The organism is Streptomyces sp. NPDC048560 (assembly GCF_040650955.1).
Taxonomy (GTDB): domain Bacteria; phylum Actinomycetota; class Actinomycetes; order Streptomycetales; family Streptomycetaceae; genus Streptomyces.
Map to the genome: position 1 here is coordinate 67,401 of NZ_JBEZIJ010000012.1, position 14,550 is coordinate 81,950.

Consider the following 14,550-nt stretch of genomic DNA (forward strand, 5'->3'; position numbering starts at 1 on the left):
GTCCCGCGGAAGCATTCCCTCGATTCGCCGAGACATCGGGTGAACTGCTCCGTGTGAATCTGGACGACGTAGTTCGATGCGAGATCCATCCGACCGTGGGCATCGCCCGGGTCGGCAACAGTCCGACCGAGTTCTTCGTGGGTCCCGAGCACCCGGGCGTTCCGGCACAGCCCGCCGGAGGGTTCAAGGACTCCGCCGGACGGGTGAAGCGCCAGGCGGCGCGTTTCCGCGTCTACGGCTACGACGCGGACGGCAACGTCGTGGGCGAGCTGACCGCAGCCCACGCAGAGATCTCCTGGACGGCCGAACTGGCCAACTCCAAGGCCGCGTGGTTCAAGTTCCTCGGCCGGCATCACGACGCCGGGGAGCAGGACGACCCCGACGAGGCAGGCCGCGATCCCAGGACGCGCCGCAACCAGGCAGTCGACGTCAGTGATCCGCAGGCCCGCGCCCGTCTGGTCATCAAGCCCGGTCCCCGTACGGTGAGCGGCCCCGATCAGGACGGCAGCGCCGGCAGGTTCGACACAGGCACCTTCCTCGGCAAGCAGGTGCCACTGGGCGAGCTGCGTACGGACGAGGACGGTCGTCTGCTGGTCCTCGGCGGATTCGGTGACTCCGGCACGACAACGGCGGACAATCCCATCACCGACTACGCCAACAACGACTTCTGGTACGACGACGTATCCGACGGTCCGGTGTCCGCCCTGGTGACACTGCGGGGCGGCACGCGGACGCTCCAGGCACAGCCGGCATGGGTCGTCGTCGCCCCACCCGACTTCTCCCCCCACACCGTCAATCTCGTCACCCTCTACGACGTGGTCTCCGAAACCCAGGGTGCCGAGCAGTTCGAGGACGTCTCGTTCACCAGGGACGTGTACCCGATCCTGCGACGTATCAGCGATTATCAATGGGTCAACGCTGCCGCGCTCCGGGGCCACGGCGACGGCGAGCCCGGAAACTTCGTCGCTCCGGCGTTCCTGCGGCAACTGGCATCGAACGGTCCGGACAGCGCCGATCTGCGCAGCACCGTCTTCCGGCGGCTGCGGGAGCCGGGCAGCACGAACGTCGCCGAGGCGACCTCGGAGTACATGCCGCAGCTCGCGGGGGACGACGGGGAGCCGGTGGACGGCCAGCCCCGGACGTGGATGTCGCTGTTGCCTGGCCAGTACGAGCGCATGAGGCGCTGGGCGGAGGGCGAGTTCCTCGCGGACTGGACCGGCTCGGCTCCGGAGCCCCGGGAACCCACCCTGTCGCAGGAGCCTCACGCCCTGGTACGTGCGGCCCTGGAGGCCTGCACCGGCGGCCCGTTCTACCCCGGCATCGAGATGACCTACATCGCGCAGCGCCCGGATACGTGGTCGGGCCCCTTTCGTCTTCGCGAGGATCTGGAGGCGGGCGATCTGACCAAACACATGGCCGTGCCGTGGCAGGCCGACTTCTACGAATGCCATACGCACTGGTGGCCTGCTCAACGACCTGACGACGTCTACCCCGAGTCCCACTTCCACGCCCTGATCCGCTCCGCGGGCGAACAGGGGGCCTCGGTGACCGGCCCGTTCCCCTACCGACGGCCGTGGGCCCGCGGAGTGGGTCAGCAGGTGATCCGCAAGCCCAAGCTGCCTCGCGGAGCGGGTGAGAGCGACACGGCGTACGAGAAACGGGTGGCCGATTCGTGGAAGAGGATCCGCGAGCACGCGGGCGCCGACGACATGGTCGGGCAATGGAACCGGCTGGGATTCGTCGTGGCCCGGCAGTCCCCGGACGGCAGCCGCGCGCTGGTCGAGTCGGAACGCTCCCACCACGTGGGCCTGAGCCACCGCGAGTGGTTCTACGCGCTGCAGCATCCCGACCGCTTCCCCGAGCAGGTCAGACTCTCACGGGAGTTCGTGCACAGCGTTCTCAGGGCCGCCACCGCCGCTCAGCACAGCCCCGCCGCGGCGCAGACGCTGCGCCCCTTTCGGTACACCCGGGAGAACCTGGAGGAGCGGCTCGACCTCATCTACACCGGACTGGCACAGGACGCCGAGGCGTACGATCCCGCCGACCCGGACGTCGAGCCGGTCTTCCGGACCCGGAATTCGGTCGTCGAACGACTGAAACAGATGGCCCCGTTCAACCTTCTCGACGGCGTCTGGCTGCGATACGTCACCGAGGCCAAACCCATTGACGACGTACACGCACTGCTCTTCTCGATCTGGAAGGAAGAGGTCGGCGACGGGAACCCCGCCCTCAACCACTCGAATCTGTACCAGACCCTTCTCCAGCAACTGGGGATCTACCTTCCGCCCGTCGACTCCTACGCCTTCGCCACCCGGACCGACATCCTCGACTCCGCCTACACGGTGCCGGCCTTCGAGCTGGCGATCTCCGCCCACCCCGAGGCCTTCTTCCCTGAGCTTCTCGGGATGACCCTGTTCCTGGAGTGGGAAGTCATGGGCGTCCTGCCTACAGCGAAGCTTTTGGAGCACCATGGCATCGACTCCCGGTTCTTCCGCATGCACATCGGGATCGACAATGCCGCCGACGGGCACGGCGCGCTCGCCCGCGACGCCGTGATGCACCATCTCGACCAGTTGCACACTCTCGGCGGCGACGAAGCGGTGCAGCGGCAGTGGGAACGCATCTGGAACGGGTACGTCGCCTTCCAGATCACCGGGAACCTCGGCGAGGAACTCGTCGCCCGGCTCAAAGCACCCCCCACGCCGGAGGACCGGCTGATCCGGATGATCCAGGACAAGGCACCGCGGGCCGCGCTCAACCATGAGAGGAAGAAGCTCGCCGACAGCTACCTCAACGACTGGTTCGCCGACCCGGAAGGCCTCCTGGCCGCGTTGAGCGAATCCGAGTGGATCACCCCGGGCGATCCCGGCGACAGCACGTTCTTCCGGCTGCTGGGCTGGGATGGTCCGATGTACAAGGTGTTCGACGACGAGGAGACCGAAATCTGGCGCGAGTGGATCCGCTCACTCGGTGCGGAACCCACGCAGCAGCGGACCTACTCCCCTCTCGAGTCGATGGTCCTGCTGGCCGACGCGGTGCGCGCGCGGCCCGACGGATTCCTGTCCGACGACCGCACCCTCGTGGGACCGCAGCCGGGAAACCCGGACCAGATCGTCGAGAGGCCGGTCGCCTGGTGGTCCCTCCAGCCCGCTTCCGCTCTGCTCGCCGCCGTCACTCATCCCGCCAACAGCGCCGCGGGGGCCTCGCCCGACGGAACCGGGGACGGCCTCGCAGTGGGCCGGAGGTTCATCGACGAGTTCTTCGCCACGGCGGAGCATTCGCGGCTGGCGAACGATCTGCCGGTCAGCAAGGGAGTCAAGGACATCGTCGCCGACTGGGTCGACGCGGGTTGCCCGTTGCCCGACACGACGGCCCCTGTCAGCAGAGTCAGTCTGTCCACCGTCCAGTCGGTCACTGACGTCGACAGCCCGTTGAGACTGAGGGTTGACGGGATGGGCACGATCCATTGACGCCGCGGGTCAAGCGCGCCGACGTGCTGGTGGCCGGGGCGGGCCCAGGCGGTTGTGCCGCTGCGCTGGCCCTGGCGACCGCCGGCGCCGATGTCGTCCTCGTTCATCGGGAGCGGCCGTCCCGGTTGCCCGTGGGGGAGAGTCTGGCGCCCACCGCACGCCCTCTGCTGGAACATCTCGGCGTCCTGGACAGAGTCACAGCACGGGGCCACCGGCCCTGCTACGGCAGTCACTCGGCCTGGGGACAGGACACCCTCACCGCACAGGACCACGTCCGCGGCCCCTACGGCTCGGGCTGGCATCTCGACCGGCGGCTCTTCGACAGTTCGCTGCGTGAAGCCGCGCACGAGGCGGGGGCGCGCCTGCACAGCGGCAGCGTCACGGCGGTGGTCCGCACCGGCGACCTGTGGCGGGTGAGTGTTTCGGGCACCGAAGTCGTCGCGCCCTACCTGGTCGACGCCACGGGGGCGGGGGCCAGGGTCGCCCGCCGGCTCGGGGCCGGCGTCCTGCCGACCGACCACCTCGTTGCCGTGGCCGCCGTACTGCCCGGTGCCCGTCCGCAGAGCGGGACCAGGCGGGGCGGAACCGAGCGCGTGTCTCTCATCGAGTCCACCGCCTTCGGCTGGTGGTACACCGCGCCCCTGCCGTCCGGACACCACGTCGCCATGGCCCTCACGGATCCCGATCTGGTCGCACGCGCGGGGCTGCGTACGCCGACCGGTTGGTTCGATGCCCTCGCTACGACCCGGCATGTGCACGCACGCCTGGCCGTGCGCGGCACCGGGCCGCCGCAGAGGCTGTCCGTGGTGCGCGCCGGTACATCACGCGTATTGCCGACGGCTGGCGCGGGCTGGGTGGCCGTCGGCGACGCGGCTTCGGCCACCGACCCCATCGCCGCACGGGGCATCACATCGGCCTTGGCGACGGGCATTGCAGCGGCCTCCGCTCTCACGGCCCGCGCGGACGGCGACGGGCAGGCCCTCGGCCGCTATGCCGATCTCACATCCGGGGTGCATGACGAGTTCCTGCGGGCACGGACGGCGTGCTACCGGGCGGGGCGCCGCTGGGACACACCGTTCTGGACACGGCGTACGGACTGACAACCGTCACTGGGGCGGCGGTTCGGCTTGCAGACGCCATGCCTGGTTCTTGGCGTCGAGACACGGTGATCGTGCGGCCCAGCGCCGGGTCGAGGGGTCAGACCAACCTGTCGACGCTCTCATCGGCGGAGAACACCGGGCACCCGTTAGTGAACGAGCTCCCGGGTTCCAGCGTCGACATCAGCCGCGCCGGGCCTTCCCTGACGATCTCCGGGCCGGCGCGCCGCTGGCTGGGCCCGGACCGCGTGGCTCGCAACCGACACCTGGACTTCGCCACGCGGTCCGTGCTGGATCGCGGTCCGTGCTGGATCTCAGCCGGTACGCCGCTCTCACCGAGGATTGTGCCGACGATCACCGGAACCGCCACGGAATCTTCGCCCTCACACCGGCACCGGGCATCGGGCATCGGTGTGCGCCTCACCCCCGATGTGCATCTCATGATCGGCTTCTCGCCGTCCTGCAACCGCAGAGCCGATACAGGCGGTACAAATCTCAAGCGCCGGTACGAGCTCAGCCGACTCGGCGAGTGCGTCGACGAGCTCCACGTCGGCGAGTTCCGCACATCGAACGACGTGACCGCACCGCGGTGTCAGTAGCCGCGAGGCTTCCGTTTCGGGTCCGCCTGCTGTACGCGGGCGGCGAAGTTGGAACCATCACGGTTGACGCCGTAGCGATCGCGCACGTAGTTGATGGTGGCGCACATGACGGCGACGACGTCGTACGGCGTGGTCGCGGTGCCTGCCTGGTGGTAGGCGGCGAAGGTGGCGGGAACGCACTGCGTGGCGCCGCGGGAGCAGTTCTGCGGGTGCCCGTCGGCCATGATCCGGCCGTGCGCGTTGGAGTCGACCGTGTTGACTCGCCAGCGACGGTTGTTGCAGGCGGATTCGCGTCTACTGATCGTGAGGAGGGCCGGCACTCCGTAGCGCGGGTCCATCCCGGTCAGCGCACATGCCTTCCTCGCGTAACCCTCCATCGCTCCCTCGCCCGCGCCGTCGTTCGGGTCGTCGTACGTGACCTGGTCGAGTCTGAGCCGACCGGCGTTCGACGAGGAGGCCGTAACGCCTCCGCAGTCCACGGGGAATCCGGCGTGGCGGCCGAGCTCGGTGAGTGACTTGCAGCCTGGGATGCCGTCGGCGTCCGTGCCCTTGTAGCCCTGTGCCTGCTGCTCCTCCGCGTAGGCGGTCTTGGTCTGCTCACCGAAGAAGCCGGTGGCCCCGTCAGGGATGCTGCGGCGCCGGTCGATCAGCGCGCGCTGCACCGTGCGGACGTCCTCGTTCGACAGGCCGAATTGAGTGTTTCTCAACAGCACCATCCCGCTCGGCTCCTTCCCCACATCAAGAAACTGACGAGCCATACTCCGACTACCATAAGTATCGGGATATCCATCTCTCATCATGACAGTCCGCCATCACCTTGCAAACGTTCGCCGGCGCCATGCGCCACTCGCAGAAGTTGAATTCAGAATCGGCTTCTGACGAAGGATCATCAGAAACTCCCGACCTGCTGGACGAGCGTGCCCATATCACAACTCTGATGGCAGGCACAGCAGTCCGGGTCTACCCTGAAAGGGAGGAATATGCGCTGCCCGGGGGATGGAGAGGTTCGCGATGCCCGACAATACAAAGCTCCCGATCGTGTACGTCCGAGGGTTCGCCGGCGACACGTCGGGAATCGACAAGGCCGTCAAGGATCCATTTTACGGATTCAACGAGGGCTCCACCCACGTCCGGGTCGGAGCGGGAAACGAACCGAGCTTCCACCAGTTCGAGAGCCCGCTGCTGCGCCTCCTCCTCGACGACGAGTACAAACTTCTGGTCGAGGGCGGTCAGGACGCCTATCTGAACGCCCATGACAGCATTCCCGCCAACTCGATCTGGGTGCTGCGCTTCTATGACTTGTCCGCCAGCACCTGGGGATCCGAGCCGAAGGAATTCCGGATCGAGGACGCGGCGGCTGACCTGCTGAACCTGATCGACAAGATCCGTACGAAGTCCGGGGCCGACCGCGTCCACCTCGTCGCCCACTCCATGGGCGGACTCGTCTGCCGCTGCCTCCTGCAGAAACTGCTCCCCGACCTCGGACGTGACCCGGCCGACTGCGTGGACAAGGTCTTCACGTACGGATCGCCGCACGGAGGAATCACGTTCGACGCCGGGTTCGGCCTGTTCGAGAAGGTCCGCGACGCAACCGGTCTCAACGGCGCCGAGATCTTCGGGCCGAAGCGCATGTACGAGTACCTCACCCCGAAGTCGGACTACGACCCTCAGGGGCGCCCGTCGGAGTGGCGCGCCCGTGACATGCCCGCGCGCGACGCGGCGCACCCCACGGCATTTCCCCGTCCTCGGATCTTCTGCCTGGTCGGCACCGACCCCACGGACTACGACGTGGCGTTCGGCCTGTCAGCCGCCGCCGTAGGCCCACGGAGCGATGGGCTCGTGCAGATCGAGAACGCCTTCGTGCCGGGTTCGCACAGGGCATTCGTGCACCGCAGTCACAGCGGCCGCTACGGTCTCGTGAACTCGGAGGAGGGCTACCAGAACCTGCGGCGATTCCTCTTCGGGGACCGCAAGGTCGAGGCGACGCTGGCCGACTACCGTCTCCCTTCGGAGGAGGGGACCACCTGGCAGGCCGAGGTACGCATGTCGGTACGGGGGCTGCCGATCGTGATTCACGAGCAGACGGCCGAACACTGGTGCCCGCTTCAACTGCCGCCGTCGGATGCCCCGGCGGACGTTCCTCTGACCAGCACGTTCCTGTGCACCGGCCTGCGGCCTCATGACGGGCAGGGAACCATGCGTTACGCAATGCATCTGCGGATCCTGTCCCTGCACGAACGGCGCGGGTTCATGAGCTTCGGTGACCACCTCGAACAGACCGCCGACTTCGACGACATCCTCGTCATCGACGTCGGCCAGGGGACGTGGGCGGCATGGAACTCACTCATTCCCGGCAGTATCCGGGACCATGCCCCCGGTGGCACGCCGCTCGCGGACGAGGACCCGGCCAAGGGCAGGTGGGAGGCGAGCATCCCGCTGCCCGACAGCGCGAAACCGATCCTGGGTGATCAGGCCCGGATTCGTCTCACCGTCACCCCGTGGGAATAGCAGCAGCTCCTCCGCGTCCGGAGACAGGGCGCGCGAGCCATGTCCCAGGAAGCGAAGTGTCGATCATGGTGAAGCTGACAAACGTCCAGTACGGCAAGAAGAACGACGACGTGCGCGTCGTACAGCGCGCGCTGTTGGCCCGGCGCCGCAGCATCCCTGACGGCGCCACCGGCTTCTTCGGTGACCAGACCAAGACCGCCTACGCGGCGGAGCAGAAGGCCCAGGGCTACAAGGGCACGGATGCCGACGGCATCCCAGGCTGCAAGTCACTCACCGAGCTCGGCCGCCACGGCGGCTTCGCCGTGGACTGCCGTGGCGCAGTCGTTCCAGGCACGCCGGCCTCGGGAGGCAAGCCGGTGGCGTCTCCCGTCCCCGGACACCCCGTGTCCTTTCCCTTCTACGCGAAAGGCCCCTATGCCTGGAAGCCGGAACCGGATGGAGTCGGCCGGCACACGGGCCAGGACTTCGCCGCACCTGCCGGGGCCCCGGTCGTGGCTGTGCGCAGCGGGAGCATCGCCTGGTCGAACGGTAAAGGGGGCGCCTACGGCAACTGGGTCGGGCTGCTCGCCGACAACCGTCATGTCTATACGTACTGCCACCTCTCCACGATGCAGGTCAAGACCGGGCAGAAGGTGCGCGCCGGCCAGCAACTGGGCAAGGTCGGTTCCACCGGCAACTCCAGCGGCCCCCACCTGCATTTCGAGATGTCCAAGGGATCCACCTGGTCGTACGGAAAGGTCGCGAAGCCCCGGTGGTGACGGGAGCCCGGGTCACGGACGAAACGGCAGAGGAGCGCAGCGAACATGCCTCGTAGAAATCCACACCTCGGCGAGACCGGCCTCGGCCCGTCACCTGAAGCTCGAGGATGGCAGGCCGGCTACGACGCGGGCGTCAGCTCACCGGCAGGTGCACCACAGTCTCCGCTGACCCGGGACCCCGACTACATGGACGCCTGGGCCGAGGGAGCGACCGCGGGAAATGCCGACGGCCAGTCCGAGGGCTGGCGGCTGTGCCCCGTCGGGGAGGACGCCGATAGGCCCGCCACACGGGCACAGGACATCAAGCCGCAAAGCAGTGGCGAGACGGGCGACACGGCCTCTGCGTTCGGTGCCGCGTGGAGCAGCGTGGGCTCGCTGCCACTGCGAGTGCTGCTGCACCACGTGGCGCCGGAGGCTGACACCTTCCTCACGTCCCAGCTGGCGGGCAGCGCATTGAACAGGGCACTCACCGAGCTGGGGGGCACCGATCGGCTCTACCTGCCGGTCTGCCTCTCCCCACCGCACGACCTGGCGGGGGACCCGGTGCTCGACGCGGGCTACTGGCACGGTTCGGCGTCCGAGTCCTTTGATAGCGCCCGCGTCGAGGCCGAGCTCCATGCGCGGGTGCGGACCATTCACTTCTCCGGCCTGGTGCGCTACCGCTCTGCGGGTGATCACAACTTCTGGGACTGGATCCCCCTGGACCAGCGCGACCTCACCATGCCATGAGCCCCAGGTGCGACAACCGTGCCAACCACAACGGGAGGTCGAGAAGATGACGCTCATCGATGACAAGTGGGCACAGATCCAGTGGATCGGGCCGCCGTTCGACGCCGGTGCCGGCCCCAACGAGGGACCCAACCCCGACGGCCGCGGCGCGTCGCGCGACTACCAGCACGGCACGATCTACTGGTCGCCGGGAACAGGAGCGATGGAGGTCCACGGCGACATCCGCGTGCACTACGCGCAGTTGGGCGGCTCGGGCGGATTCCTCGGCTACCCGGTCACCGACGAGCTGGGGTGCCCCGACGGGGTCGGCCGGTTCAACCACTTCGAGGGCGGTTCCATCTACTGGACCCCTCGTACGGGCGCCAAGGAAGTGCACGGAGCGATCCGGGACCTGTGGTCGAGCATGGGCTGGGAACGCTGCTTCCTCGGATACCCGACCACCGACGAGACAGGCACCAGCGACGGCCGGCAAAGCCGCTTCGAACACGGGCATATCAGCTGGACTCCCACGGGGGGCGCTCTGGCTCACCGCAGCGTCCTCATCGACTGAAGCGGCCTCATCGACGACCTGTCCCGTCGGCGGCGCGTGAGCAAGTGGGCCGAGCGGCCCCGCTCGGCCCACATTTCTCGCCCCGCTCGCCGAGGCGTACCGCGACCCAGCACCTGCGGACATCTGGACGCAGGCGGACCCGGAACTGCAGACCGGGAACGCACCGGCGTCCTCACCTCCCAGCGCACCGTTCAACGCGCCATCCGATCCACGTATCGCGGCCCGCTCCCCCGTGGGACTTGGAGGCTGCGGTCGAGTGTGGGAGCTGCGCTCGGTACGACCCGCCACGTCGGCGACACCCGGAGGCCCTGCCCGCCGCTCTCCTCCGGGCACGCACTGACGTGCCCGCCTCTCGTCGCCTGGTTTCCATGCCCATCGGTGCTGCACGTTTATGCCGCCGAAAGGAGCGTCGCTATGGAATGGGTCATGCGACTCGGTGCTTACCTCGGCGGCTCGGCTCTTCTCCCGGCTGGAGTCAATTCGACCTGCTGACAAAGATGTTGGTTGTTCAGCGACTTCTGATGGAGAAATTTTGTTGTCCGCTCGACCGTAGGAGGCGGGGCAGCGGAAGGCCGTATTCAAATCGCACGGAAACCGTTGTCAAGCCATATTGGCCAGTCGGCGTGGGCGGGTTTATAGTCGAGATGAGGCCAACTCAGTACGGTGTGTTAACTCTCAAAGTCCTTGCCACGTGCGGCAGCACCGGAGTTGAGGCGGTGTCATCGCTTCTTCTGAGGCCTCCGTGGCGGACAGATAAGATCGACAGTTCTGCCGCTCCAACGAGCGCATCATGACGATGGCTGAGCTGTCCCATCCGGTTCGACAAGACCGACGACGGCCGTCGAATCGTCCAGCGTGGCTGATCGCCTGCTGCCGCAGGATTACGGGCAGCGGAGCGATCCGAGAGCCTGTACCGGCTGGTCGCGAGCCCTCACCATCCGCCGGCGCGTGGTGAGGCGACACGTTCCGGCCACGCCTCGCCGGGAAAGGGGGACAGCGAGAAGCCGCCAGGGACTCGGGGCGTGCCGGCTCGACATCTTCCGAGGAGAACCATGGCCACCCCACTTTCAGCAGACCGCTTCCTTGCCGCGCTGCGCTCCGAGGGGCTCAACGTGGTCGAACACCGGTCGTGGCGTACGCACAACCGTAACCACAAGGGGCTCTGGGGCCCTGTGCACGGAGTGATGATCCATCACACCGTGACCTCCGGCACGATGAGCAGCGTGGAACTGTGCTACAACGGCCACTCCACCCTTCCCGGACCGCTGTGCCACGGAGTCATCGCCAAGGACGGCACGGTCTACCTGGTCGGCTACGGCCGAACCAACCACGCAGGGAAGGGCGACGGCGACGTCCTGCGTGCGGTGATCGACGAAACCGCGCTGCCGCCCGACAACGCGGCCGACACGGACGGCAACGCACGTTTCTACGGCTTCGAATGCGTCAACCTCGGTGACGGGCAGGACCCTTGGCCGAAGGCGCAGGTGGAGGCCATCGAGAAGGTGGCCGCCGCCGTGTGCCGTGCTCACGGCTGGCGCGAGCGCAGTGTGATCGGCCATCTGGAATGGCAGCCCGGCAAGGTCGATCCCCGGGGCCTTGAGATGGCGACCGTGCGCCAGGAGGTGCGAGATCGCCTGGTCGTCACGGTGCCCGGCACGCCGGTGAACTAGGCACTCTCGTCTGGATCAATCCCGCTGGCCAGGCCGTCGGTGATGCCACCGACGATGCGCGACACCTCGACCGGCGTCACGTTGCCGAATCCGGCTCCGTCGGCCACTTCCGCGTCGGCGGAGTCAGCGACGACGAAGGAGGGCCCCGGCCGGGCCACCGTCGCCTTTGCGACCCAACCCGGCGCATCCTCGGTCACACCACTAGCCTCTCCTGCCATGAGCGACTCGGAGCATCTTCTGGCCTGGCTGCAAGGCTGGTACGCGAAACAGTGCGACGGCGACTGGGAGCACGAGTGGGGTGTGAAGATCGCCACGCTCGACAACCCCGGCTGGACCGTCGAAATCGATCTGGCGGAGACGGACCTGGAGGGACACCAGTACCCCCGCCAGGACGTCGATCGCAGCCCCCAGGACTGGGTCTGGGCCTGGACCGCCGAGAAGACCTTCCACGCCGCGTGCGGCCCCGGGAACCTTGCCGAGGCCCTTGCGATTTTCCGTACGTGGGCGACCACCAGCGCACCCTGATGCCGGAGAGCCGGATGCGGGGACCGGCGAACCTGTGCGTGGTGAGCGTCCGCCGATGACGGCCGCACACCCTGGCGTCGGCGAGAGCAAGGCTGACGCCGCCGGGTGTACGGCCGTCGTGTCAGGCGGAGACCGCGGCGACGTCCGCACGCAGCGCCGGCAGCTCGCCGTACAGCGTGGTGCCGGGGCACTCAGTGGCGAGCCAGTCGCGGTGGCCACTGATCATGGGAACGTTCCTCGTGACCCCGTTGACGGGGTTGACGAAGGTGACGTCGGCCTGCGGGTCGAAGTCGTGCGCCGCGGACAGCGCCGCCAGGAGCAGGGTGAGTGATTCACGGGCCGCCGCGGCGGTGGACTGGTCGCTGAAGGTGCCGAGCAGCGCGATGCCGAGGTTGCCCGAGTTGTATCCGGCCGCGTGGAAGGCGGTCACCATCTTCCCGGTGGAGTCATGCGCCGGGAGGCCGTCCGTGCCCGAGTACCGGCCCTCGTAGATCCGCCCGGCCTCGTCGATGAGGAAGTGGTAACCGATGTCGCCCCAGTCGTTCGTGATCGCGTGCATGTGGTAGTACGCACGGATCGTGGCCGCCGGGTCCGGGTCGCCGTTGACGCCGGCCGTGTGATGGACGGTCAGGGTCTGCGCCGGGTAGTAGGACTGCGGCGAGTTCTCGCTGCCGTCCGGCTTGAAACGAAGCGACTCGTCGGCTCCCCAGCCGGCGCGCGTGACGTACTCGACGCTCCCGATACAGCGGGTCGCAGGAGCGCTGGAGGCCGCAGCCGTGGGGCCGTTCACCGTGTCGACTGCGGTCGCGCGCAGGTCTCCCGCTCCGTCCGGCAGGCGGAGCTCGTACCCGGCGGCACCACCGGCCGGCACCAGCACGCCGACGCGGGGGGCGGGGTCACCGTCGGCACCGCCCGCGCACATCGGCTGCAGCGCGGTCCACTCGCCGCGGCTGCCGTCCTGTCCGAGCAGCCGGATGCCTGCCCCGCGCCGTGGTCCGTTCCAGGAGACTCCGACGTACTCGATGGGGAAGTCCGCCCGGACCGGCCGTCCGGCCACGTTGCTGACGGGCGTGGCGAGCGTCCGGGGCGACCGGCCCGCCCGGGCGGCCGGCACGGACGGCGCGGCCGAGGCAGGGGCGGCGGTGGCGAGGCCCGCCGCAGCGGCGACTCCGGCCGCCTGGAGGATGGTTCGCCGCTTCATGTATGGCTGGTGACGCAACGTCAGTCCTTTCACAAGAGGACCAGCATCATAGACATGACACGTCCTGACCTGGCCAACACACGGACGGCATATGCCCCTGATGGACGCCTTGCGCCCGCTCGGCGGAGAGAACCGTGGCGTCGAGGACCGGAGTGACGCGGTGCCACCCGGCGCCGGTGTGCGTACCGGAGGCAGGTGAGTCCTCAGCACCGATGCGGACGTGCGGCGACCCTTGAGCCCGGGAGAGTCGGTCGGCCTGGGTGTGGCGGTGGCCCGACCGATGTGATTCTCACCAGGTCGCACCTCCACATCCGGAAGGTAGTCCCGCCCGGTCATGCCGTTCGGTTGCCCGGGCGGGTCAGCTTTCGTGATTGATCGGACGTCGCCGCCGGCAGACGCCGGGGCCTTGCGACAGCTCTCCGTTTGCGGTCAGGTCGCCCGGCGTTCGCCCGCCGTTATACGGGTTCGACCGCGACCGCACCGCGCGTCGGCCGATGCCACGCCCACGGGTGCGACCTGCGAGACTGGGCCGGAATTGGTCGCGGTCCGGCTCCGTACCGGAGCTTGATTTGATACGTCATTTGGGGTGGGGAATGCCGAAGCACCGGTTGTCCAGGAAGAACCGTTACATCGCCTTGGCGGCGACCGGTGTCGTCGTAGCGGCGGGTGCCGGGCTCGCGGCGCAGACCTCCATGGCCGCCACTGCGTGGCCGGCGCAGAAGACCTACACCGGCCGGGCGTTCGACGCATGCACGGCGCCCTCACTCACCGCGATGAAGGCATGGAAGAGGGACGCCTACTACGGCGGCATCGCCGTCTACGTCGGCGGCAAGAACCGCGGCTGTGCCCAGCCCAACCTGACCAAGTCCTGGGCGAAGTCGGTCAACACGCTCGGCTGGCGGGTGATCCCTCTGTACGTCGGCGCGCAGCCGCCCTGCCAGAAGAGCGCAAACAAGGAGCGGTTCACCGCGGCCACCGCGGCCTCGGTCGGGGTGAGCAACGCCAACGACGCGGTCCTCAAGGCCTCGGCGCTCGGCATGAAGGCCGGCAGCCCCATCTACCTCAACATGGAGTCGTACGACATCGCCGACAAGGCGTGCAACGACGCCACCCTCACCTACGTGCGGGCTTTCACCAAGACCCTGCGTGCCAAGACCTACCGCGCCGGCCTCTACGGCTTCAGCAGCTCCAGCGCCAAGGCGGTCGCCACCGCCAAGGACCGCACGGACCTGCCGGGCAACCTCTGGTACGCCCTGTGGAACGGCCAGGAGACCACCACCAAGGACTGGCCCTGGAACCCGAAGCTGTACACCGACCACAGCCGCGGCCACCAGTACAAGGCCAACAGCAAGGAGACCCGGGGCGGTCACACCATCACCGTCGACCGCAACGCCTGGGACGCCCCGGTCGCCATCATCGGCTGACCGTTCGGTATGACGGCCT

The 14,550-nt window shown here is 68.1% G+C and carries 11 protein-coding genes and 1 pseudogene; 9 read left to right on the forward strand and 3 right to left on the reverse strand.

Going from position 1 to position 14,550, the window contains the following annotated elements; genetic code table 11:
- Window positions 1-95: 95 nt before the first annotated feature.
- Window positions 96-3,470: a LodA/GoxA family CTQ-dependent oxidase gene (locus tag AB0C82_RS28870; protein WP_362847395.1), complete on the forward strand. Its 3,375-nt coding sequence runs from the start codon at window positions 96-98 to the stop codon at window positions 3,468-3,470.
- A 29-nt stretch (window positions 3,471-3,499) separates the two neighbouring features.
- Window positions 3,500-4,570 carry a tryptophan 7-halogenase gene (locus AB0C82_RS28875; RefSeq protein WP_362847955.1) on the forward strand — a complete coding sequence of 357 codons (1,071 nt, stop codon included), beginning with the start codon at window positions 3,500-3,502 and terminating at the stop codon, window positions 4,568-4,570.
- Between the two features lie 589 nt (window positions 4,571-5,159).
- On the opposite strand, the gene AB0C82_RS28880 is transcribed toward AB0C82_RS28875, so the two are convergent.
- Window positions 5,160-5,882: a hypothetical protein gene (locus AB0C82_RS28880; protein ID WP_362847397.1), complete on the reverse strand. Its 723-nt coding sequence runs from the start codon at window positions 5,880-5,882 to the stop codon at window positions 5,160-5,162.
- A 295-nt stretch (window positions 5,883-6,177) separates the two neighbouring features.
- On the opposite strand from AB0C82_RS28880, the gene AB0C82_RS28885 reads away from it, so the two are divergent.
- From AB0C82_RS28885 to AB0C82_RS28905, 5 genes and pseudogenes are all read left to right on the forward strand, one after another.
- Window positions 6,178-7,674 (forward strand): alpha/beta fold hydrolase, encoded by a 1,497-nt coding sequence (locus AB0C82_RS28885; protein ID WP_362847399.1) that lies wholly within the window; start codon window positions 6,178-6,180, stop codon window positions 7,672-7,674.
- 65 nt (window positions 7,675-7,739) lie between these two features.
- A complete protein-coding gene (locus AB0C82_RS28890; protein ID WP_362847402.1) occupies window positions 7,740-8,432 on the forward strand; it encodes a peptidoglycan DD-metalloendopeptidase family protein in 693 nt (230 codons plus the stop codon).
- 45 nt (window positions 8,433-8,477) lie between these two features.
- Window positions 8,478-9,161 (forward strand): hypothetical protein, encoded by a 684-nt coding sequence (locus tag AB0C82_RS28895; RefSeq protein WP_362847405.1) that lies wholly within the window; start codon window positions 8,478-8,480, stop codon window positions 9,159-9,161.
- Between the two features lie 46 nt (window positions 9,162-9,207).
- Window positions 9,208-9,711 (forward strand): hypothetical protein, encoded by a 504-nt coding sequence (locus AB0C82_RS28900; RefSeq protein WP_362847408.1) that lies wholly within the window; start codon window positions 9,208-9,210, stop codon window positions 9,709-9,711.
- Window positions 9,712-10,763: 1,052 nt separating this feature from the next.
- Window positions 10,764-11,327, forward strand: a pseudogene (locus AB0C82_RS28905) (N-acetylmuramoyl-L-alanine amidase); the annotation flags it as partial.
- A gap of 50 nt (window positions 11,328-11,377) precedes the next feature.
- Here the strand turns inward: AB0C82_RS28905 and AB0C82_RS28910 are convergent.
- Window positions 11,378-11,578 carry a hypothetical protein gene (locus tag AB0C82_RS28910; RefSeq protein ID WP_362847411.1) on the reverse strand — a complete coding sequence of 67 codons (201 nt, stop codon included), beginning with the start codon at window positions 11,576-11,578 and terminating at the stop codon, window positions 11,378-11,380.
- 19 nt (window positions 11,579-11,597) lie between these two features.
- On the opposite strand from AB0C82_RS28910, the gene AB0C82_RS28915 reads away from it, so the two are divergent.
- Entirely contained in the window at window positions 11,598-11,906 is a 309-nt protein-coding gene (locus tag AB0C82_RS28915; RefSeq protein WP_362847414.1) for an immunity 53 family protein, read from the forward strand.
- A 121-nt stretch (window positions 11,907-12,027) separates the two neighbouring features.
- On the opposite strand, the gene AB0C82_RS28920 is transcribed toward AB0C82_RS28915, so the two are convergent.
- Window positions 12,028-13,107 (reverse strand): N-acetylmuramoyl-L-alanine amidase, encoded by a 1,080-nt coding sequence (locus AB0C82_RS28920; protein WP_362847417.1) that lies wholly within the window; start codon window positions 13,105-13,107, stop codon window positions 12,028-12,030.
- 593 nt (window positions 13,108-13,700) lie between these two features.
- On the opposite strand from AB0C82_RS28920, the gene AB0C82_RS28925 reads away from it, so the two are divergent.
- Entirely contained in the window at window positions 13,701-14,531 is an 831-nt protein-coding gene (locus tag AB0C82_RS28925; protein WP_362847419.1) for a glycoside hydrolase domain-containing protein, read from the forward strand.
- The last annotated feature ends 19 nt before the right edge of the window (window positions 14,532-14,550 follow it).